17 protein-coding genes are annotated in these 21,264 nt (G+C 52.0%); 13 read left to right on the forward strand and 4 right to left on the reverse strand.

The features are described from left to right. Positions 1-23: 23 nt before the first annotated feature. From dnaB to E6P06_RS05455, 5 genes are all read left to right on the forward strand, one after another. Positions 24-1,439 (forward strand): replicative DNA helicase, encoded by a 1,416-nt coding sequence (dnaB, locus tag E6P06_RS05435; protein WP_003826610.1) that lies wholly within the window; start codon positions 24-26, stop codon positions 1,437-1,439. A gap of 16 nt (positions 1,440-1,455) precedes the next feature. Continuing rightward, a complete protein-coding gene (gene alr, locus E6P06_RS05440; RefSeq protein WP_003844721.1) occupies positions 1,456-2,535 on the forward strand; it encodes an alanine racemase in 1,080 nt (359 codons plus the stop codon). Positions 2,536-2,663: 128 nt separating this feature from the next. Next, the gene (gene tyrB / locus E6P06_RS05445) at positions 2,664-3,857 is read left to right on the forward strand and encodes an aromatic amino acid transaminase (RefSeq protein ID WP_087879458.1); all 1,194 of its coding nucleotides are present in this window, start codon (positions 2,664-2,666) and stop codon (positions 3,855-3,857) included. Between the two features lie 248 nt (positions 3,858-4,105). Then, positions 4,106-4,819 (forward strand): acid phosphatase AphA, encoded by a 714-nt coding sequence (aphA, locus tag E6P06_RS05450; protein WP_044702294.1) that lies wholly within the window; start codon positions 4,106-4,108, stop codon positions 4,817-4,819. Positions 4,820-4,946: 127 nt separating this feature from the next. Further along, on the forward strand, positions 4,947-5,303 hold the full coding sequence (locus tag E6P06_RS05455) for an MmcQ/YjbR family DNA-binding protein (RefSeq protein ID WP_003031719.1): 357 nt from the start codon (positions 4,947-4,949) through the stop codon (positions 5,301-5,303). Between the two features lie 115 nt (positions 5,304-5,418). Here E6P06_RS05455 and uvrA read toward each other — a convergent pair whose 3' ends face one another. Then, positions 5,419-8,241, reverse strand: a complete 2,823-nt coding sequence (gene uvrA / locus E6P06_RS05460; protein WP_003031720.1) for an excinuclease ABC subunit UvrA — start codon at positions 8,239-8,241, stop codon at positions 5,419-5,421. 251 nt (positions 8,242-8,492) lie between these two features. On the opposite strand from uvrA, the gene ssb1 reads away from it, so the two are divergent. Both ssb1 and E6P06_RS05475 read left to right on the forward strand, forming a co-directional pair. Continuing rightward, entirely contained in the window at positions 8,493-9,017 is a 525-nt protein-coding gene (ssb1, locus tag E6P06_RS05470; protein WP_003826621.1) for a single-stranded DNA-binding protein SSB1, read from the forward strand. A gap of 481 nt (positions 9,018-9,498) precedes the next feature. Then, positions 9,499-11,808, forward strand: coding sequence for an autotransporter outer membrane beta-barrel domain-containing protein (locus E6P06_RS05475; protein WP_139935026.1), 2,310 nt, complete (start codon positions 9,499-9,501; stop codon positions 11,806-11,808). An 83-nt stretch (positions 11,809-11,891) separates the two neighbouring features. On the opposite strand, the gene E6P06_RS05480 is transcribed toward E6P06_RS05475, so the two are convergent. Next, entirely contained in the window at positions 11,892-12,173 is a 282-nt protein-coding gene (locus tag E6P06_RS05480; protein ID WP_003844730.1) for a YjcB family protein, read from the reverse strand. Between the two features lie 553 nt (positions 12,174-12,726). On the opposite strand from E6P06_RS05480, the gene E6P06_RS05485 reads away from it, so the two are divergent. Further along, positions 12,727-14,313: an EAL domain-containing protein gene (locus E6P06_RS05485; protein WP_003841054.1), complete on the forward strand. Its 1,587-nt coding sequence runs from the start codon at positions 12,727-12,729 to the stop codon at positions 14,311-14,313. A 2-nt stretch (positions 14,314-14,315) separates the two neighbouring features. On the opposite strand, the gene soxS is transcribed toward E6P06_RS05485, so the two are convergent. Continuing rightward, positions 14,316-14,639 carry a superoxide response transcriptional regulator SoxS gene (gene soxS, locus E6P06_RS05490; protein WP_003031731.1) on the reverse strand — a complete coding sequence of 108 codons (324 nt, stop codon included), beginning with the start codon at positions 14,637-14,639 and terminating at the stop codon, positions 14,316-14,318. Positions 14,640-14,725: 86 nt separating this feature from the next. Here soxS and soxR point away from each other — a divergent pair, with 86 nt between their 5' ends. The 3 genes from soxR to E6P06_RS05505 all read left to right on the forward strand — a co-directional run bounded on the left by soxR (position 14,726) and on the right by E6P06_RS05505 (position 19,062). Continuing rightward, positions 14,726-15,184, forward strand: a complete 459-nt coding sequence (gene soxR / locus E6P06_RS05495) for a redox-sensitive transcriptional activator SoxR (protein ID WP_003031733.1) — start codon at positions 14,726-14,728, stop codon at positions 15,182-15,184. 724 nt (positions 15,185-15,908) lie between these two features. Then, positions 15,909-17,258: a guanine/hypoxanthine transporter GhxP gene (gene ghxP, locus E6P06_RS05500; RefSeq protein ID WP_003031735.1), complete on the forward strand. Its 1,350-nt coding sequence runs from the start codon at positions 15,909-15,911 to the stop codon at positions 17,256-17,258. 157 nt (positions 17,259-17,415) lie between these two features. Continuing rightward, positions 17,416-19,062: a Na+/H+ antiporter gene (locus E6P06_RS05505; protein WP_003031737.1), complete on the forward strand. Its 1,647-nt coding sequence runs from the start codon at positions 17,416-17,418 to the stop codon at positions 19,060-19,062. 83 nt (positions 19,063-19,145) lie between these two features. Here E6P06_RS05505 and E6P06_RS05510 read toward each other — a convergent pair whose 3' ends face one another. Next, the gene (locus tag E6P06_RS05510; RefSeq protein ID WP_003844732.1) at positions 19,146-20,036 is read right to left on the reverse strand and encodes a LysR family transcriptional regulator; all 891 of its coding nucleotides are present in this window, start codon (positions 20,034-20,036) and stop codon (positions 19,146-19,148) included. 101 nt (positions 20,037-20,137) lie between these two features. Here E6P06_RS05510 and E6P06_RS05515 point away from each other — a divergent pair, with 101 nt between their 5' ends. Further along, positions 20,138-20,548, forward strand: a complete 411-nt coding sequence (locus tag E6P06_RS05515) for a CidA/LrgA family protein (RefSeq protein WP_003031742.1) — start codon at positions 20,138-20,140, stop codon at positions 20,546-20,548. Further along, positions 20,541-21,230, forward strand: coding sequence for an LrgB family protein (locus tag E6P06_RS05520; RefSeq protein WP_003031745.1), 690 nt, complete (start codon positions 20,541-20,543; stop codon positions 21,228-21,230). The genes E6P06_RS05515 and E6P06_RS05520 overlap by 8 nt, the downstream gene beginning before the upstream one ends. Positions 21,231-21,264 lie beyond the last annotated feature (34 nt).

A 21,264-nucleotide genomic window follows, 5' to 3' on the forward strand; every position in this document is an offset into this window, starting at 1 on the left:
TTATCTCGGTAACTCCATTCACTATGGCAGGAAATAAACCCTTCAACAAACAACAGACTGATGCTCGTGAGCGCGATCCCCAGGTCGCCGGGCTGAAAGTACCGCCGCACTCGATTGAAGCGGAACAGTCGGTGTTGGGCGGTTTAATGCTGGATAACGAACGCTGGGACGATGTCGCCGAGCGTGTGGTGGCGGAAGATTTTTATACCCGGCCGCACCGGCATATCTTTACGGAAATGCATCGCCTGCAGGAGATGGGGAAACCCATCGATCTGATCACACTGGCAGAGTCGCTGGAGGTTCAGGGACAACTGGATAGCGTCGGCGGTTTCGCTTACCTGGCTGAGTTATCTAAAAATACGCCAAGTGCGGCGAATATTAGCGCTTATGCGGATATCGTCCGCGAACGTGCCGTTGTTCGTGACATGATTTCGGTTGCGAACGAAATCGCGGAAGCCGGGTTTGATCCGCAAGGCCGTTCCAGTGAAGATCTGTTGGACCTTGCTGAATCCCGTGTCTTTAAAATCGCGGAAAGCCGCGCAAATAAAGACGAAGGGCCGAAAAATATTACTGATGTGCTCGACGCCACCGTCGCGCGTATCGAGCAGCTGTTCCAGCAGCCGCACGACGGCGTCACCGGGGTGAACACCGGTTATGACGACCTCAATAAAAAGACGGCGGGTTTGCAGCCGTCAGACTTAATTATCGTCGCCGCGCGTCCGTCGATGGGTAAAACAACATTTGCGATGAACCTCGTCGAAAATGCGGCGATGTTGCAGGATAAGCCGGTTCTTATCTTTAGTCTTGAAATGCCCTCGGAACAGATCATGATGCGTTCCCTGGCCTCGCTCTCACGCGTAGACCAAACCAAAATCCGTACCGGTCAACTGGATGATGAGGACTGGGCACGAATTTCCGGAACAATGGGTATTTTGCTGGAGAAACGAAACATCTATATTGATGACTCCTCCGGCCTGACGCCAACGGAAGTGCGCTCGCGTGCCCGTCGTATCGCCCGTGAACATGGCGGTATCGGACTTATCATGATCGACTACCTGCAGCTGATGCGCGTGCCGTCGCTCTCCGACAACCGTACGCTGGAAATTGCAGAAATCTCCCGCTCGCTGAAAGCGTTAGCGAAAGAATTGCATGTGCCGGTGGTGGCGCTGTCGCAGCTTAACCGCTCTCTGGAACAACGCGCCGACAAGCGTCCGGTTAACTCGGATCTGCGTGAATCCGGCTCCATCGAACAGGATGCCGACTTAATCATGTTTATCTATCGTGATGAGGTTTATCACGAAAACAGTGACTTAAAAGGCATCGCCGAAATTATTATTGGTAAGCAGCGTAACGGTCCGATCGGTACGGTGCGCCTGACGTTTAACGGACAGTGGTCCCGCTTCGACAACTATGCCGGTCCTCAATATGATGATGAGTAATTTCTAAGGAATACAAATGCAAGCGGCAACTGTAGTCATTAACCGCCGCGCTCTGCGACACAACCTGCAACGTCTGCGTGAACTGGCTCCTGCCAGTAAACTGGTTGCGGTCGTGAAAGCGAACGCCTACGGCCATGGTCTGTTAGAGACCGCGCGAACGCTCCCCGATGCGGACGCTTTTGGTGTCGCTCGTCTTGAAGAAGCCCTGCGGTTGCGAGCGGGAGGGATCACGCAGCCCATCCTGCTGCTGGAGGGATTTTTTGATGCCTCCGATCTGCCGACTATTTCCGCGCAGCGTCTGCATACAGCCGTCCATAACCAGGAGCAGCTCGAAGCCCTGGAAGCCGCTAATCTGGTTGAACCCGTTACCGTCTGGATGAAGCTCGACACCGGTATGCACCGCCTGGGCGTACGCCCTGAGCAGGCCGAGGCGTTTTATCAGCGCCTAACTCAATGTGAAAATGTGCGCCAGCCGGTCAATATCGTCAGCCATTTTGCGCGCGCAGACGAACCTGAATGCGGCGCGACCGAAAAACAGCTCGATATCTTCAACAGCTTTTGCGAGGGCAAACCTGGGCAGCGTTCGATTGCCGCATCGGGCGGTATTCTGCTGTGGCCACAGTCTCACTTCGACTGGGCGCGTCCGGGACTGATTCTGTATGGTGTGTCGCCACTGGAAAACCACTCCATCGGTGCTGATTTTGGCTGCCAGCCGGTGATGTCGCTGACCTCCAGCCTGATTGCGGTGCGTGAGCACAAAGCGGGCGAGCCGGTTGGTTATGGTGGTACCTGGTTGAGCGAGCGCGACACGCGTCTGGGCGTGGTGGCAATGGGCTATGGTGATGGTTATCCGCGCGCGGCGCCGTCTGGGACGCCGGTACTGGTCAATGGCCGTGAAGTGCCGATCGTCGGTCGCGTTGCGATGGATATGATCTGCGTCGATTTAGGCCCCGAAGCGCAGGATAAAGCCGGCGATTCGGTGATTCTGTGGGGTGAGGGACTGCCCGTTGAACGCATTGCTGAAATGACGAAAGTAAGTGCTTACGAACTTATTACGCGCCTGACCTCAAGGGTGGCGATGAAGTATATCGATTAGCAGAATGATGTGCTGGACAGGCGGTTACGCCGCCTTCCGGCAATATTACCCTCAACATCCCCTCGATCTTCTCCCGCTTCCGGTTTATTGTGTTCTTAACCCTTGCCTGTAAACCTGGAGAACCACACGTGTTTCAAAAAGTTGACGCCTACGCCGGCGACCCGATTTTATCGCTCATGGAGCGCTTCAAAGAAGATTCACGTAGCGACAAAGTGAACCTCAGCATCGGCCTGTATTACAACGAAGACGGAATTATTCCTCAGCTTAAAGCGGTGGCGGAAGCGGAAGCTCGACTTAATGCCAAACCGCATGGTGCTTCGCTGTATCTGCCGATGGAAGGTCTGAACACGTATCGTCATACTATTGCGCCGCTGCTGTTTGGCGCAGATCATCCGGTTCTCCAGCAGCAGCGCGTCGCAACTATTCAGACGCTGGGCGGCTCCGGTGCGTTAAAGGTTGGCGCAGACTTCCTGAAACGCTATTTCCCTGATTCTGGCGTATGGGTCAGCGATCCGACCTGGGAAAACCATATCGCGATTTTTGAGGGGGCTGGATTCGAAGTAAGCACTTACCCATGGTATGACGACACGACTAACGGCGTGCGTTTCAACGACCTGCTGGCAACGCTGAATACCTTACCGGCGCGCAGCATCGTGCTGCTGCATCCGTGCTGCCATAACCCGACGGGCGCGGATTTAACGCCTGCGCAGTGGGATAGCGTTATTGAGATCCTGAAAGCACGCGATTTGATTCCGTTCCTGGACATTGCTTACCAGGGCTTCGGTGGTGGAATAGAAGACGACGCCTATGCGATTCGCGCCATTGCCAGCGCCGGTTTGCCCGCTCTGGTCAGTAACTCATTCTCGAAGATTTTCTCCTTGTACGGCGAGCGTGTCGGCGGACTGTCTGTCGTATGTGAAGATGGTGATACCGCCAGCCGCGTTCTGGGGCAGCTAAAAGCGACGGTGCGTCGTAACTACTCCAGCCCGCCAAACTTTGGTGCGCAGGTAGTTGCCGCGGTACTGGGTGATGACGCGCTGAAAGCCAGTTGGCTGGTAGAAGTCGAAGAGATGCGTACCCGCATTCTGGCGATGCGTCAGGAGCTGGTTAACGTATTGAATGCGGAGATCCCGGGCCGTAACTTTGACTACCTGTTGCAACAGCGCGGTATGTTCAGCTATACCGGGCTTAGCGCAGCCCAGGTTGATCGCCTGCGCGATGAGTTCGGTGTGTACCTGATCGCCAGCGGTCGCATGTGCGTAGCTGGGTTGAATCACGGTAACGTGCAGCGCGTGGCAAAGGCATTTGCCGCCGTCATGTAACCGGCTTTGAATGTTGCCGGATGGTGGCGTAAATGCCTTATCCGGCCTACAAAGGTATATGGATTTTCGTTTGTAGGTCTGATAAGCGTCGTGCCATCAGGCTCGCTTTCCTGTGTGATCGTGCTCCTTTTCCAGGGCAAAACCAGAGAAAATCCTTCCTTTCCCTCCTCCTAAGGGGTAAGGTCAGATAGTTTTTTGACCAGTTGTTAATAAAAAAATGATAACTAACTGACTACTTAGGGAAAAATATGCGCAAGTTTACGTTGGCACTGAGTGCCGTTTGTTTATTGTTCACGCTAAATCAGCCAGCCCAGGCACTCGTTTCTTCTCCCTCTCAGCTCAATCCAGGCACCAATGTTGCAACGCTCGCTGAGCAGGCTCCCATTCACTGGGTCTCCGTGGCACAAATTGAAAACAGCCTGACCGGACGTCCGCCGATGGCGGTCGGGTTTGATATCGATGACACTGTCCTCTTTTCCAGCCCAGGCTTCTGGCGCGGTAAAAAAACGTATTCTCCGGACAGTGAGGATTACCTGAAGAATCCGGCCTTCTGGGAAAAAATGAATAACGGCTGGGACGAGTTCAGTATTCCAAAAGAAGTCGCGCGCCAGCTAATTGATATGCATGTGCGTCGTGGTGACAGCATCTTTTTCGTGACCGGGCGTAGCCAGACGAAGACTGAAACGGTGTCGAAAACGTTGTCTGATAACTTTCACATCCCGGCAGGCAATATGAATCCGGTCATTTTTGCCGGCGATAAGCCGGGCCAGAACACCAAAACGCAGTGGTTACAGGATAAAAATATCCGCATGTTTTACGGTGACTCCGATAATGACATCACTGCCGCTCGCGACGTGGGCATTCGTGGTATTCGCATTTTGCGCGCCTCTAACTCCACTTATAAGCCGCTGCCACAGGCCGGTGCGTTTGGTGAAGAGGTGATCGTCAACTCGGAATATTGAGGACACTGGCTGCGGATTGCTGTTTTTTTAAACAAATTTACATTGCTGGCTTTTACCTTTTGCGGACTTGCTGCACACTGAATAAATGATGTTCTCATTAGGCAATATGCTGGTAAGGGGAATAAAGATGACGAATTCGGAGTTGCTGCAATACTGCATGGCAAAAATGGGCGCGGAGCAGAGCGTTCACAGTGACTGGAAGGCCACGCAAATCAAAGTCGAAGATGTGCTTTTTGCCATGGTAAAAGAGGTGGAAGAACGCCCGGCGGTGTCTCTGAAAACCAGCCCAGAACTGGCAGAGTTGTTGCGCCAGCAGCATAGCGATGTTCGGCCAAGCAGGCATCTCAATAAGGCGCACTGGAGTACGGTGTATCTGGACGGCTCGCTACCGGATTCACAGATTTATTATCTGGTTGACGCCTCTTATCAGCAGGCTGTGAACACGCTGCCTGCTGATAAACGGCGGATACTGACGCAGCCCTGAACGGTCTTGTTAAGCGTAGCGCCATCAGGTACAACAGTTGCCTGATGCGGCGCAAGCGCCTTATCAGGCCTACAAGCTTTACGCCTGTTCTGTGGGCCTGATAAGTGTTGCGTAATTACAACAGTGGTTTGAGGAAACGTGCCGTGTGTGAGGCTTCACACTCAGCGACTGTTTCTGGTGTGCCGGAGACAAGAATTTCGCCGCCTCCGCTGCCACCTTCCGGACCGAGATCGACAATCCAGTCAGCGGTCTTAATCACGTCCAGATTGTGCTCAATCACCACGATGGTGTTGCCCTGATCCCGGAGCTGATGCAGCACGTCCAACAGTTGCTGAATATCCGCAAAATGCAGACCGGTGGTCGGCTCATCGAGAATATACAGCGTTTGCCCAGTACCGCGTTTTGACAGTTCGCGCGCCAGCTTCACGCGCTGCGCCTCGCCGCCCGAGAGTGTGGTAGCGGACTGACCCAGTCGGATGTACGTCAGGCCAACGTCCATTAGTGTTTGCAGCTTACGCGCCAGCGCCGGAACGGCATCGAAGAACTCGCGTGCTTCTTCAATCGTCATATCCAACACTTCGTGGATAGTCTTGCCTTTGTACTTAATTTCCAGCGTTTCGCGGTTATAGCGTTTGCCTTTACATTGATCGCACGGCACGTAGATATCCGGCAGGAAGTGCATTTCGACTTTGATCACGCCGTCGCCCTGACAGGCTTCACAGCGTCCGCCGCGGACGTTAAAGCTGAAACGCCCCGGGGTGTAACCGCGTGCACGTGACTCCGGCACGCCGGCAAACAGTTCGCGCACTGGCGTAAACACGCCGGTGTAAGTTGCCGGGTTAGAACGCGGCGTACGGCCAATCGGGCTTTGGTCAATGTCGATCACTTTGTCGAAATGTTCCAGGCCCTGAACGTCGCGATACGGCGCAGGTTCAGCCAGCGTCGCACCGTTCAGCGCCGTCTGCGCAATCGGGAACAGCGTATCGTTAATCAGCGTCGATTTACCCGAACCGGAAACCCCGGTAATGCAGGTAAATAAACCTACCGGCAGCGTCAGGGTGACATCTTTCAGGTTGTTGCCGCGTGCGCCGGTGAGCTTCAGCACTTTCTCTGGGTCAGCCGCAACGCGCTGTTTAGGCACTTCAATCTTGCGCTTACCGCTCATGTACTGGCCGGTCAGCGACTCAGGCACTGCCATGATGTCGTCGAGCGTCCCTTCGGCGACGACCTGACCACCGTGAACACCCGCGCCGGGGCCGATATCGATAACGTGGTCAGCGGCGCGAATCGCATCTTCATCGTGCTCGACTACAATGACGGTATTACCCAGATTACGCAGGTGGATAAGCGTACCCAGCAGACGCTCGTTATCGCGCTGATGCAAACCGATAGACGGTTCATCCAGCACGTACATTACACCAACCAGACCCGCGCCGATCTGGCTTGCCAGACGAATACGCTGGGCCTCACCGCCGGATAGCGTTTCCGCCGACCGCGATAGCGTCAGGTAGTTGAGGCCGACGTTGACCAGGAACTTCAGACGATCGCCAATCTCTTTAAGAATTTTCTCAGCAATCTTCGCCCGCTGACCCGCAAGCTTCAGATTGTTGAAGAAATCCATTGCATGACCGATGCTCATGTCGGAAATCGCGGGCAGCGGCGTATTTTCAACAAATACGTGGCGGGCCTCGCGACGTAAACGCGTCCCTTCACAGCTGGCGCACGGTCGGTTACTGATGAATTTGGCTAATTCTTCACGTACCGCACTGGATTCCGTCTCTTTATAACGGCGCTCCATATTGTGCAGCACACCTTCAAACGGGTGACGACGTACGGACGTATCGCCGCGATCGTTCATGTATTTGAATTCGATATTTTCTTTACCCGAACCGTACAGCACCACTTTATGCACGGTAGGGCTCAGGCTGGCCCATGGGGCTTCAACGTCGAATTTATAGTGCTCAGCCAGAGATTTAAGCATCTGGAAATAATAGAAGTTACGGCGATCCCAACCACGAATAGCACCACCGGCCAGCGACAGTTCCGGGTTTTGAATCACCCGGTCAGGATCGAAATACTGCTGCACGCCGAGACCGTCACAGGTTGGACACGCGCCCGCTGGGTTGTTAAACGAGAACAGGCGGGGTTCCAGTTCGCGCATGCTATAGCCGCAGATAGGGCAGGCGAAGTTGGCGGAGAACAGAAGCTCTTCCGCTTTCGGGTCGTCCATATCGGCGACCACCGCCGTACCACCGGACAGTTCCAGCGCGGTTTCAAAGGATTCAGCCAGTCGCTGAGTGAGGTCGTCGCGTACCTTAAAGCGGTCAATCACCACTTCAATAGTGTGTTTCTTTTGCAGCTCAAGCTTGGGCGGATCGGAAAGGTCACACACTTCGCCGTCGATACGGGCGCGGATATAGCCCTGGCCCGCCAGGTTTTCCAGCGTTTTGGTGTGCTCGCCTTTACGCTCCTTAATTACCGGTGCCAGCAGCATCAGACGTTTGCCTTCCGGCTGGGACAGGACGTTGTCCACCATCTGGCTAACGGTCTGCGCTGCCAGGGGAACGTCGTGATCCGGACAGCGCGGCTCGCCAACGCGGGCAAACAGCAGACGCAGATAGTCGTGAATTTCGGTAATTGTACCTACCGTGGATCGCGGGTTATGGGACGTCGATTTTTGTTCAATTGAGATGGCAGGAGAGAGCCCCTCAATGTGGTCGACGTCCGGTTTTTCCATCAGCGACAGAAATTGACGCGCGTACGCGGAAAGGGATTCAACGTAACGACGCTGCCCTTCGGCATATAAGGTGTCGAAAGCGAGCGAAGATTTGCCTGAGCCCGAAAGCCCGGTGACGACAATCAGCTTGTCGCGCGGGATGACGAGGTTGATGTTTTTGAGATTATGGGTGCGGGCGCCCCGAACTTCGATCTTATCCATTCATCTTTCCCGGATTAAACGCTTTTTTGCCTGGCTGCATGGTGCTACCGGCGATCACAAACGGTTAATTATGACACAACCTGACCTGAATGGATATACAGTATTGGAATGCAAAACGCATGTTCCTGTGCAACAATGTCTGGCGGGGGTTGTTTACTGGAATCAACTTCGCAACGTAGTAAAAGCGCTATTGGAAATGCTACAATCCCGCGCTTACACTTATTCAGTAACGTTTTTCAGGAGACACGATCATGGCCAGCAGAGGCGTAAACAAGGTGATTCTCGTCGGTAATCTGGGCCAGGACCCGGAAGTACGCTATATGCCGAATGGTGGCGCAGTTGCCAACATTACGCTGGCTACTTCCGAATCCTGGCGTGATAAAGCGACCGGTGAAATGAAAGAGCAGACTGAATGGCACCGCGTTGTGCTGTTTGGCAAACTGGCGGAAGTGGCCAGTGAATATCTGCGTAAAGGTTCCCAGGTCTATATCGAAGGTCAGCTGCGTACCCGCAAATGGACCGATCAGTCCGGCGTAGAAAAGTACACCACTGAGGTTGTTGTTAACGTTGGCGGCACCATGCAAATGCTGGGCGGTCGTCAGGGCGGTGGTGCTCCGGCAGGTGGCGGCCAGCAGCAGGGTGGTTGGGGTCAGCCTCAGCAGCCGCAGGGCGGCAATCAGTTCAGCGGCGGCGCGCAGTCTCGTCCGCAGCAGTCCGCTCCGGCAGCGCCGTCTAACGAACCGCCGATGGATTTCGACGACGATATTCCGTTCTAAGATAGCTGAACGCATTAACGTTCTAATGTAAAAAAACCCCGTTGCGACGGGGTTTTTTTACATCTCTTATTCAGAATTAATTATTCGGTATTTTCTGGTTTATCATCGCAGCTTTATTATTCATTTAATACGAAATGATTTACGCTAATATTCTATAATATTTATTGATTGTTACAGGGAATGAAAATCAATGTAGGTATTACCGAATGATAACATTAAAAATGACGATAATAACTAATGGATTTATATTGCACTTTTGATTTTTTCAGTTTGAGATAGTTTTTGGAGAGCAATATTAAATTAATTTAAAGAAAAAAATGTAATTTGCTGCGTGGTAAATATTGACAAATTAATGCATGGCTTTAAATAATGCTTTTAGCTTATCAATTCTTCATTGATGAAAATATATTTATTATTGGCTGCTTTTTATTGGTGGGGTGTTAATAAGTGCGTTGGTAAACTATTTGTTATGGAGCTTACTATGTATCACAGGAAGATAAACCCGAAAGCAATAATACCTTTTGCACTATCATTTACCGCAGCGCAGTTGGTTTGCGCCGGATTTGCGAGTGCAAAAAACTATGAACTAAATTATATAGATATTAATGGTGGTCAGGAAGGGATCATCATTCAGGATACGATTGCTGATGATAAAAGCTATGATATCACGGTAAATATTGATAACCCTGTGCGAGGTGAAGGTAATGGCCTTGAGGTGAAGATTGGCAGTATCACCAAAGCCCAGGCGGGAGATTATCAAATTGGCAATTACAACGTGAATATTAGCGGAACTACGCAACAGGAACACCGCGCCGGTCTGGCCTTTTTTGGCTTATCCGCCGAAGGTCAGGACACCAACGTCACCGTCGATAACTTTAGCCTGAAAAACACTTTCTTAATTGGCTCTAAGTATACACATAACAATACTGCGTTGTATGCGGGAAGCGGTGCGGATATCACTGTAAACGGTAATGTGTACATTCGTTCAGAGGTTGAACACAGCAACGAGGGGAAAGACGCCACGCTGGCAAATAATGGAGTCTATGCGCGCGGTGCAGGTTCAACTATTACAGCTAACGGTGGCGATGTTTACATTAATACATACGCCAGTAATTTCAAAGAACTGCTGGAGAACAATAGTGGTTATCCTGATGGCTCATCAAAAAGTGATGCAGTTAGTGCTAAAGATGGTGGTGTCGTAAATATTAATCAGTCAGGTGAGCACAAGGTTAATTTGTTAGGAAATATCGACTTCGGCGATAAAATATATGCTAATACCAGCCAGATGAATATTACTCTCAATGGTGCAGAGTCATTCTGGCATGGGCATGAAGCGAACTTCCTGGAAACTGCCAGCGGTAAATGGGCGGGAGATTTGAATCTGACGCTGATGAATAATGCTTACTGGATCCCGGATGGCAAAGACGCTCAGATCAGCGCCATTACCTTGCAAGACGGCGGGACGATAAACCTGCATGGTTTTAACCTGCATACCAATCAGAGTATCAACGAAACCGTGAAGATTCACGATCTGAAAGGCAACAACGGTATTTTCCTGATTGATGTAAATACAAATAAAACCGATGAGCAGCGGCGTAATGGGAGCGACTTTATCGAGGTCGTTAAGAGTAGCACGGGGGGAACTCATGCCATTGAGGCGTTAAATATTAATAAGCTCAGCAATCTGCAAGAAGATATCTGGGTTGCCGATGCCGCCAGCAATGTGACGTTCGCAGCGTACGATAAAATCGATATCACTAACGAGTATGTATACGACTATAAACCGCTACTGCGTTCTGATATTCGGGAAGGCGATCCGGTAAGCCAGTATGGCACAAACTGGTATATCACGGGGGTTTCAACGAAAGCCAGTGCGGGTAGCAACACCGCAATTGCCAATGCTGGGTTAAACTACGCGGCGGCCACCGCCCGTCTCGAAATCGACAGCCTGAATAAGCGTTTAGGGGAATTACGCCAGAACCAACAGCAAAATGGTCTGTGGATACGCTATAAAGGCGGCGAAATGGAAAGCGATAATGGCAGCTACTTCAAAAACCTGTACAGCTTCTGGCAACTTGGTTATGACAATAAAGAAGAAGGTGAACAATCAGTCTGGACGCGAGGCATTGCGGCGCATTACATGAAAGGTAACGCTGACTTTACTTATGGCACGGGTGATAACAAGAGCTACGGTGGTTCACTTTATGCTGCATGGAACCGTCCGGAGAAACAGGACTACCTGGATCTGGTGCTGAAATATAGCCGCCATGAGAGTGATTTTAACTACCGAAATGTGTACGGCAATATGGGGGTGGCGGATAGCAGTTCGTGGTCAATTAGCGCCAGCGCAGAATACGGTCGTGAGTTTAGTCTGGGAGAATCCTCTTTCATCGAACCGCAAGCGCAGCTCGTGTATACCCGGTTGGATGAGGCTCGTTATACCACCAGCAGCGGGCTACGGGTTCGTCAGAATGATATCGATAGCGTGATCGGTCGTGTCGGATTGCGAGGAGGTTATCGATTTGAAGAACGTCCGGACAGCGACATTTATGTGAAGCTGGATCTGCTGCATGAGTTTGCCGGCGATCGTGATGTCACTGTGTGGGGTAAAGACGCGTCCATGACGGTTCGCGAGGGAGGAAGTGACTCGTGGATTAACTACGGTATTGGTACCAATATCCACCTCACTCAGAACAATAACTCCCGACTGTACGTTGACCTGGAAAGATCGGCTGGAGGCGACATTGATATGAACTGGCAGGTGAACGCAGGGTTCCGTATGGAGTGGTAAACGGTTACCGGAACGTCAGTAGAATCGTTATTGCTTAAAACCGTGTCCGACCGGGTATATTCTGGTCGGACACACTGTTGTTATCAGTTCAACACCATCGGCCATTCTGGCGGTGTGTGGCTCATCACTTCGACCATCACGGTTTCAATGTTCTTCCAGATAGTAGACATATCCACCAGGGTTATGCCGAGCAATCCAGTCGCAAACCAGCAGGCAAAAACCAGCCCCAAACCGCTGCTAATGACGGCCAGGCCAATATAATCTGATTTACGAAAACGGATATTGAGCGTACTGGCTAAAAACATCAGCACTGCACTGAGTAATTGCCACCGCAGAAGAACCACGCCAGTTGTTATCGTTGCCATGAAAAACGTCCTCAGAAAGTCTGGATGCCCAGGACAGCGCGGGGGTGTTCACCGAGGGTGTAGTACTCTGGCTATCGACGGGCAATAACATGAATGAAACAATGTTTCTGTTACATGGTTTTTGTGAACTATATCACAAGTGCTCGTTTGTTCACCAGTACTGGACGTTATTTTTACAGGATCATAACCACTCTTAATGTGTGGTTATATTCAAAAAGGCTTTTGACACTAAATAATCAATCTTAAAGGTGCATTTAGACCACCGGTTTAATTTATCCTAAATTTTGTGTTAAAAAAATTTAATGAATTTCTTAAATGCAACCAGGATAGTGCTCATAAAAAATTTACGTTTTAGGGATAATAACGTTGTGAAATAAGCGTAACTTTAAGTTTGCCTTACGGAAAAATAATATCATCATCAACTATTATCAGACTTTTACATAGAGACGTCTGTTGCTAATACTGATAGATTCATGCAAGTTAACTAGCTGGTGTTTATAGCATCCTGCCGTGACAGGTACTGGCATAGACAAAACAGGGACATAAGGCTGACATGAATCACAGTGCGCGACGCAAGCTGCTGAAGTTGCTGGGAACATTCATGGTGGTATTGCTCCCCGTGGTGCTGGCATTATGGTTTGCTCAAATTCGGGCTATGTCCGAAACCCGTAATCAACTCCGCTCATTTGCTCAACTGGTGTTAAATAAAACAGAATTGGTAATCCTGCAAGCCGATTTGGCGCGTGATATGGCCCAGTTGTATCAGGGTAAGATGTGTACCCCGGCACATCAGAAAAGTATGCTGAATATTATTCGCGGTCGTTTATATATCAGCGAGCTAATTTATGCGCAGGGCGATCATTTTTTGTGCTCTACGTCGATGGTGCCACCCGTTACCTATATTATGCCGACCGCAGACTATAAACGTACGCCGGATATCGCCATCTATTACTACCGCGATACCCCTTTTTTCGCTGGCTACAGAATGACGTACATGCAACGTGGGAACTACGTCGCAGTCATAAATCCATTATCCTACAGCGAAGTCATGTCAGATGATCCGGATCTGTCCTGGGGCGTATATGACACAGTAACAGATACGTTTTTCTCCGCCAGCGAAGCGGCAAATATTGCGCAATTCGCGCCTCTCGTACGCGGTGAAGCCTCGACCTTTCAACAAGACGATCGCTTTTACACCATCGTGCATTCAGAAAAACGCCCAATTGCGATCATTGTGTCGACCTCAGACAACCGCGTAAGTCAGATTTTTTATCACGAGGCGGCGTTAACCATTCCCTTCGGGATTATCTGCAGCATCCTGATACTGCTAATGTGGTGGCGCACGCGCCAGGAATACTTATCTCCCCGGCGCTTACTAAAACGCGCGATCAAAAAACGTCAGCTTTGCCTGCATTACCAGCCGATCATTGATATTAAGAATGGACAATGTGTTGGTGCTGAAGCTCTGCTGCGCTGGCCGGGTTGTAAAGGTGAGGTGATGAGCCCGACGGAGTTTATTCCGTTGGCTGAAAAAGAGGGAATGATTGAGCGGATCACGGATTATGTCGTTGAAGAGGTGTTCAACGATTTGGGGTATTTTCTTTCGGCGCATCCTCAGCTTTATATCTCGATTAACCTTTCCGCTTCTGACTTTCATTCATCCCGATTGATTGCTCTGATTAACGACAAAAATCGTGAGTACTCCGTGGCGGCCCAGCAAATTAAAGTCGAAGTGACGGAGCGGGGGTTCATAGATGTACATAAAATGACCCCAGTAATTCAGGCGTTCCGCAAGGCGGGTTATGAAGTGGCGTTTGATGATTTTGGCACGGGATATTCCAATCTGCATAATTTGTCAGCGCTGAATGTCGATATCCTGAAGATCGACAAATCGTTTATTAGCACGTTGTCCACTAACAGCACCAGTCACTTGATTGCCGAACATATTATTGAGATGGCGCAAAGCTTACACCTGAAGACGATTGCGGAAGGGGTGGAAACGAAGGAACAAATCGAATGGCTGCTTGAACGCGGCGTACAGTATTGTCAGGGCTGGTATTTTGCGAAGGCGCTGCCGTCGCAGGAGTTCATGCACTGGATACAACGGTCGCCCGCCATACTGACGCAGAGCGGGCAATAAGCTTACAGGCGGTGGCGGTAATCGCTGGGGGTACGATCAAACTCGCGGCGAAACACGCGCGAGAAGGTTTGTTGCGATACATAACCAAGATCCATCGCGATATCGAAAATAGGTCGCTCAGTCGTCCTCAGTTCAACCGCCGCCAGCAGAAGTCGTCGCTGGCGGATGTAGTCACCCAGCGTCTGGCGCGTCACCGTGCGGAACATTCTCTGTAAATACCACTTCGAGTAACCTGATTTTTTCGCAACCGCCTCAATGTTCAGCGGCTGATCGATATGTTCATCAATCCATTCAATAAGGGTCTGAATAATCTGCTGATGGGACATAGGGCTGCCTCTTTCTCAGTATTCGATTCGTCGTTTTGTCTGTGGGCGAGTATAATTCCTCAAGTTAACTTGAGGTAAAGCGATTTATGGAAAAGAAATTACCCCGGATAAAAGCGCTGCTCACGCCAGGTGAAGTTGCAAAGCGTAGCGGCGTGGCAGTTTCGACCCTGCATTTCTATGAAAGCAAAGGGTTAATCAGCAGCATGCGCAACAGCGGTAATCAGCGTCGCTACAAACGTGATGTGTTGCGTTACGTGGCGATTATCAAGATTGCTCAACGCATTGGGATCCCGCTGGCAACGATTGGCGACGCGCTGGGCGTATTACCTGAAGGACATTCACTTAGCGCTAAAGAGTGGAAACAGCTCTCTTCGCAATGGCGTGAAGAGCTGGACCGACGCATTCATACTTTGGTGTCGCTACGCGATGAGCTGGATGGATGTATTGGTTGCGGCTGCTTGTCGCGCAGCGATTGCCCGTTGCGTAACCCAGGCGATCAGCTGGGCGAGCAAGGAACCGGGGCGCGTCTGCTGGAAGATGATTGATTGGTTTAAATATATGACTGATATATACCCTAAATAATTCGCGTTGTGGGAAGGCGGCAAGAGCACGAATCCCGATGAGCTTAGTAAACTAAGTGATTCGGGTGAGTAAACGCAGCCAACACACCTGCAACGTGAAATATGACGGGTATAAAACTAAAGCGCCACAGAGGGCGCTTTAGTTTGGTTCCGGTCTTCGTCTTTCACTCTATCCCGCTGGTTCACGGGAGGGTTTCCCCCGACATCAACACCCCTCAGTCGAGCACATTAGGGGAGGTTCCGGCCTGTGTTGATAATGTAAGTGTAAGCTACCTCCCTCCATTTGCCAGTCAAATGATGATTTTTTAGCCAAAAAAATTACCGCATCTTCACCGGTTTTCTTGCGCGAGTTTGCGCGAAAAATAAGAACGATTGTTGCGACAATCTGGCGAAATTTGTTACCAGATTGCGCATTGACGATAACGTTTGCGCATCGACTGGTTGTTTATTGTGCGTTATAAGAAGAAATGAGTAAAAAGCGGCAAAGTTCAGTTGAAAACCGGCGTATGATCGCTGGATAATCGTTTGCTTTTTTTTACCACCCGTTTTTTATGCGCGGAGCTAAACGTTTGCTTTTTTGCGACACCCCTAATGACGCAAACCTGGCACATGGAGAAAACGTTTAGCAGGCAGTGGATTGTCCAGCACGCATAATGACGAAAAAATAAACTCTCAGGGGATGTTTTCTATGTCTACGCCTTCAGCGCGTACCGGCGGTTCACTCGACGCCTGGTTTAAAATTTCGCTTCGCGGCAGTACCGTTCGTCAGGAAGTCGTTGCCGGATTAACGACGTTCCTCGCCATGGTTTACTCCGTTATTGTGGTTCCAGGGATGCTGGGTAAAGCCGGATTCCCGCCTGCCGCTGTATTTGTGGCAACCTGCCTGGTCGCGGGCGTCGGTTCTATTGTCATGGGCCTGTGGGCAAATCTGCCGCTGGCGATTGGTTGCGCCATTTCTCTGACGGCGTTTACCGCATTCAGCCTGGTATTGGGGCAACATATCAGCGTGCCCGTTGCGCTGGGCGCGGTGTTCCTGATGGGCGTCCTGTTTACCATCATTTCCGCGACGGGTATTCGTAGCTGGATCCTGCGCAATCTGCCGCAGGGCGTTGCGCACGGTACGGGAATCGGTATCGGCCTGTTCCTGCTGCTGATTGCGGCAAACGGCGTTGGTCTGGTGATTAAGAATCCGCTGGACGGTCTGCCGGTTGCGCTGGGTGACTTCGATACCTTCCCGGTGATTATGTCGCTGGTTGGTCTGGCGGTGATTATTGGCCTCGAAAAACTGAAAGTACCGGGCGGCATCCTGCTGACTATTATCGGTATTTCCATTGTTGGCCTGATTTTCGACCCGGCCGTGCATTTCTCCGGTATTTTTGCCATGCCGTCTCTGAGCGACGAAAACGGCAACTCGCTGATCGGCAGCCTGGATATTATGGGCGCACTGAATCCTATCGTTCTGCCGAGCGTGCTGGCGCTGGTTATGACCGCCGTCTTCGATGCGACCGGCACCATTCGTGCCGTAGCCGGACAGGCGAATTTGCTGGATAAAGACGGACAGATTATCGACGGCGGCAAAGCGCTGACCACCGACTCCCTGAGCAGCGTGTTCTCTGGTCTGGTGGGCGCTGCTCCTGCGGCGGTATACATTGAATCCGCAGCGGGTACGGCGGCAGGCGGTAAAACTGGCCTGACGGCGATCACCGTTGGCGTCCTGTTCCTGCTGATCCTGTTCCTCTCTCCGCTCTCGTATCTTGTACCGGTATACGCAACGGCGCCTGCACTGATGTATGTGGGCCTGTTGATGCTGAGCAACGTTGCGAAAATCGACTTTGCTGACTTTGTCGACGCAATGGCGGGTCTGGTAACGGCCGTATTTATCGTGCTGACCTGTAACATCGTTACCGGCATTATGATTGGTTTTGCTACCCTGGTGATTGGCCGTCTTGTCTCTGGCGAATGGCGCAAGCTGAATATCGGCACGGTGGTTATCGCTATCGCGCTGGTGGCCTTCTACGCGGGCGGCTGGGCTATCTGATTTTTATTCGATAAAGATCCTCAAAACGGGTGGCTTTGGCCGCCCGTTTTTATTTTCAGAACACACTCGTTGTCTTTTGCGTTACTCTCAATTAGATAGAATTGAGGCACGACGCCTCTCATCACCAATCATAAGAAACATCGCAAACAGGGAACGCATGGAAATCTTTTTCACCATACTCATCATGACCCTTGTGGTCTCGCTGTCGGGGGTATTTACTCGCGTATTGCCCTTCCAACTCCCTTTACCCCTAATGCAGATCGCTATCGGCGCCTTGCTGGCGTGGCCGACGTTTGGTTTGCATGTGGAATTCGATCCTGAGCTGTTTTTGGTGCTGTTCATCCCGCCGCTGCTCTTTGCCGATGGCTGGAAGACGCCAACGCGTGAGTTTCTCGAGCATGGGCGAGAGATCTTCGGCCTTGCGCTGGCGCTGGTGCTGGTCACGGTGGTCGGCATTGGATTTATGATTTACTGGCTGGTGCCGGGGATACCGCTTATCCCAGCCTTTGCGCTGGCCGCCGTCCTTTCGCCAACCGATGCTGTTGCCCTTTCCGGCATTGTGGGGGAGGGGCGCATACCGAAGAAAATCATGGGCATCCTGCAGGGCGAAGCGTTGATGAACGACGCCTCCGGTCTGGTCTCTCTGAAGTTTGCCGTCGCCGTGGCGATGGGGACGATGGTATTTACCGTTGGTGGCGCAACGCTTGAGTTCTTCAAAGTGGCGATTGGCGGTATCCTGGCTGGTTTTGTCGTCAGTTGGCTGTACGGGCGCTCCCTGCGCTTCCTCAGCCGCTGGGGCGGTGACGAGCCGGCAACGCAAATCGTCCTGCTGTTCCTGCTGCCGTTTGCGTCTTACCTGATTGCGGAACACATCGGCGTTTCCGGTATCCTCGCGGCGGTCGCTGCCGGGATGACGATCACCCGTTCCGGGGTGATGCGCCGCGCACCGTTGGCGATGCGTTTACGTGCTAACAGTACCTGGGCAATGCTTGAGTTTGTGTTTAACGGCATGGTCTTCTTGCTGTTAGGGCTACAGTTACCGGGGATTCTGGAGTCTTCCTTAGCGGCGGCAGAGGTCGATCCGAACGTTGAAATCTGGATGCTGTTTACCGATATCGTGCTGATTTACGTGGCGCTGATGCTGGTACGTTTTGGCTGGCTGTGGACGATGAAAAAATTCAGTCTGCGCTTCCTGAAGAAAAAACCAATGGAATTCGGCTCCTGGACAACGCGTGAAATCCTGATTGCCTCTTTTGCGGGCGTGCGCGGGGCAATTACCCTCGCCGGTGTGCTCTCCATACCACTGTTGTTACCGGACGGTAGCGGATTCCCGGCGCGATATGAGCTGATCTTCCTTGCCGCAGGCGTGATTCTGTTCTCGCTGTTTGTTGGCGTGGTGATGTTGCCGATTCTGCTACAACATCTGGAAGTGGCAGACCACTCGCAGCAGCAGAAAGAGGAACGTATTGCTCGCGCTGCTACGGCAGAAGTGGCGATTGTCGCGATCCAGAAAATGGAGGAGCGACTGGCCGCGGACACCGAAGAGAACATCGATAACCAGTTACTCACCGAGGTGAGTTCCCGCGTGATTGGTAACCTGCGTCGTCGCGCCGACGGACGCAACGATGTGGAAAGCTCGATGCAGGAAGAAAACCTCGAGCGACGTTTCCGCCTGGCAGCGTTGCGTTCAGAACGCGCGGAGCTTTATCATCTGCGCGCGACGCGGGAAATCAGCAATGAAACGCTGCAAAAGCTGCTGCACGATCTGGACTTGCTGGAAGCGCTGTTGATCGAGAACCAATAAACGAGAGTGCCTGATGCGCTACGCTTATCAGGCCTACAAAACCGATGTAGGCCGGATAAGGCGTTTGCGCCGCATCCGGCATTTTACGACGCTTGCGGTAGCCAAAACCCTTCACAGCATTTGAGCCACGCCTGGGCGCTGTGCGACAGATACACGCCTTCGCGCCAAATCATGCCCAATTGCCAGCGTAAATCACTCTCCAGAGGGATCCAGCGCAATGTTTGCTTATCCAGGCGCTGGCAAATCGGCTCCGGTAAAATGGCAATCCCGACTCCGGCTTGTACCATCGCAGCCAGAAAATCCCACTGCCCGCTGCGCACCGCGATGCGGGGCTTGACGTTGTGTTGGCTAAACAGCTCAAGCAATTGGCGGCTCAACGCGAAATCTTCGTTGTAGATCAGTAGCGGATGTTCCGCCAGTGCCTCGGGGGAAATGGATTCGCATGTTGTCCACTGACCGGAGCGGGGGACCAGCACACAGAGCGGATGACTGAAAAGCGGTAAGGTCGCCAGACCACTCTCTTCTTCAACCGGCAGCGCGGTCATCGCGACATCCAGATCGCCGTTCATCACCGCCTGCTGGACGGTTAAGCCGCCAAATTCAGAGACCTTCAGCTCAACGCCGGGATAGCGCTGGCGAAACAGGCTGATAGGCCCGGCCATCAACATACCGACCATCGGCGGGATACCGAGGCGCAGCACACCCCTGTTGAGGTGATTAATGTCGCTAAGTTCGGCTTCAAGCTGGCGAAACTCAGCGAGGATCGCCAGGCCGCGTTCGAAAACGACCTGCCCGGTGTCGGTTAACAACAACCGCCGCCCGTCGCGGATGAGCAACGTGCAATTAAGCTCGTCTTCAAGGTTCTTCAACATCTTGCTGATGGTGGGCTGGGTGACAAAAAGCTTCTCCGCTGCGCGAGTAAAGCTCTGCTGACGAACCACCTCAACAAAATATCGCAGCGTTCTGATATCCATGATTATTCCTTAAGACTATGCCTGCAATGAGTTTAATTCATTTCAGTACTGGACGGGGGCTCTCTATACTGGCGCTCTCTATTTTTTAAGGACATACCCTCATGGCTGTGGCGATAAGCCGCGTGACGCCTGCTGTTATTCATCGACTCCAGATCCCCGTTCAGGTTCTGTTGTACGCAGGTCTCTTTGTATTTGCTCAATATCTTGTCTCCTGGCTGCATCTGCCGCTTCCTGCCAACCTGGTAGGGATGGTGCTGATGCTGGCGTTAATTGTCTGCCGGGTTATCCCGCTGAACTGGATTCGCGCAGGTGCTCGCTGGTTACTGGCTGAAATGCTGCTGTTTTTTGTCCCGGCGGTGGTCGCCGTTGTGAACTACACGCAGCTGTTGCTGGTTGATGGCTGGCGTATATTTGCCGTTATTGCGATCAGTACGCTGATGGTACTCGGCGCAACGGCGTGGGTGGTGGATAAAGTGTATCGCTATGAAATGAGCAGGCTAAACCGTGAGTAATTTTCAGCTAAGCGTGCTGTGTCTGGTGATTACGCTGGGTATCTACTTTGCTAATAAGCGTTTGTATCGCCGTTTTCGTAAATTACCGCTGATGCCATTAGTTCTCACCCCAGCCCTGCTGGTGCTGATGCTAGTCTTCGGCCATATCTCCTGGCAAAACTATATTGGTGAATCGCACTGGTTGCTGTGGTTGTTAGGACCGGCGACCATCGCTTTTGCCGTTCCGGTGTATGACAACCTTGCGGTGATTAAGCGTCACTGGATGTCGCTGACGGCGGGCGTGGTAACGGCAACGCTGGTGGCCGTCACCAGTTCCGTGTGGCTGGCGCGCCTGTTTATGTTGCCTGATGAGATCCAACGCAGTCTGGCGGTGCGTTCCGTCACCACGCCATTTGCGCTGGCAGCGGCAGAGCCATTGGGCGGGCAGCCGGACCTGGTGGCCTTGTTCGTGGTGGTGACCGGCGTATTCGGCATGGCGGTCGGCGATGTGCTGTTTTTACGCCTTTCCATTCGTGAAGGAATGGCGAAAGGCGCAGGATTTGGCGCCGCATCGCATGGCGCAGGCACGGCGCGCTCTTATGAGCTTGGTCAGCAGGAGGGCGTGGTTGCCAGCCTGGTGATGATGCTTTCCGGTGTGGTGATGGTATTGGTGGCGCCGCTGGTCGCGAGGCTGATGTTCTAAGAAAGGATGTAATCCTCCGGCCCGAAAGCCGGAG

Source organism: Citrobacter sp. CF971 (assembly GCF_006385635.1).
In the GTDB taxonomy this organism is placed as follows: domain Bacteria; phylum Pseudomonadota; class Gammaproteobacteria; order Enterobacterales; family Enterobacteriaceae; genus Citrobacter; species Citrobacter freundii.

Coding starts and splice junctions, on each gene's coding strand:
- dnaB (WP_003826610.1), top strand. CDS start 24: ATGGCAGGAAATAAACCCTTCAACAAACAACAGACTGATGCTCGTGAG.
- alr (WP_003844721.1), top strand. CDS start 1,456: ATGCAAGCGGCAACTGTAGTCATTAACCGCCGCGCTCTGCGACACAAC.
- aphA (WP_044702294.1), top strand. CDS start 4,106: ATGCGCAAGTTTACGTTGGCACTGAGTGCCGTTTGTTTATTGTTCACG.
- E6P06_RS05455 (WP_003031719.1), top strand. CDS start 4,947: ATGACGAATTCGGAGTTGCTGCAATACTGCATGGCAAAAATGGGCGCG.
- uvrA (WP_003031720.1), bottom strand. CDS start 8,241: ATGGATAAGATCGAAGTTCGGGGCGCCCGCACCCATAATCTCAAAAAC.
- ssb1 (WP_003826621.1), top strand. CDS start 8,493: ATGGCCAGCAGAGGCGTAAACAAGGTGATTCTCGTCGGTAATCTGGGC.
- E6P06_RS05475 (WP_139935026.1), top strand. CDS start 9,499: ATGTATCACAGGAAGATAAACCCGAAAGCAATAATACCTTTTGCACTA.
- E6P06_RS05480 (WP_003844730.1), bottom strand. CDS start 12,173: ATGGCAACGATAACAACTGGCGTGGTTCTTCTGCGGTGGCAATTACTC.
- E6P06_RS05485 (WP_003841054.1), top strand. CDS start 12,727: ATGAATCACAGTGCGCGACGCAAGCTGCTGAAGTTGCTGGGAACATTC.
- soxS (WP_003031731.1), bottom strand. CDS start 14,639: ATGTCCCATCAGCAGATTATTCAGACCCTTATTGAATGGATTGATGAA.
- soxR (WP_003031733.1), top strand. CDS start 14,726: ATGGAAAAGAAATTACCCCGGATAAAAGCGCTGCTCACGCCAGGTGAA.
- ghxP (WP_003031735.1), top strand. CDS start 15,909: ATGTCTACGCCTTCAGCGCGTACCGGCGGTTCACTCGACGCCTGGTTT.
- E6P06_RS05505 (WP_003031737.1), top strand. CDS start 17,416: ATGGAAATCTTTTTCACCATACTCATCATGACCCTTGTGGTCTCGCTG.
- E6P06_RS05510 (WP_003844732.1), bottom strand. CDS start 20,036: ATGGATATCAGAACGCTGCGATATTTTGTTGAGGTGGTTCGTCAGCAG.
- E6P06_RS05515 (WP_003031742.1), top strand. CDS start 20,138: ATGGCTGTGGCGATAAGCCGCGTGACGCCTGCTGTTATTCATCGACTC.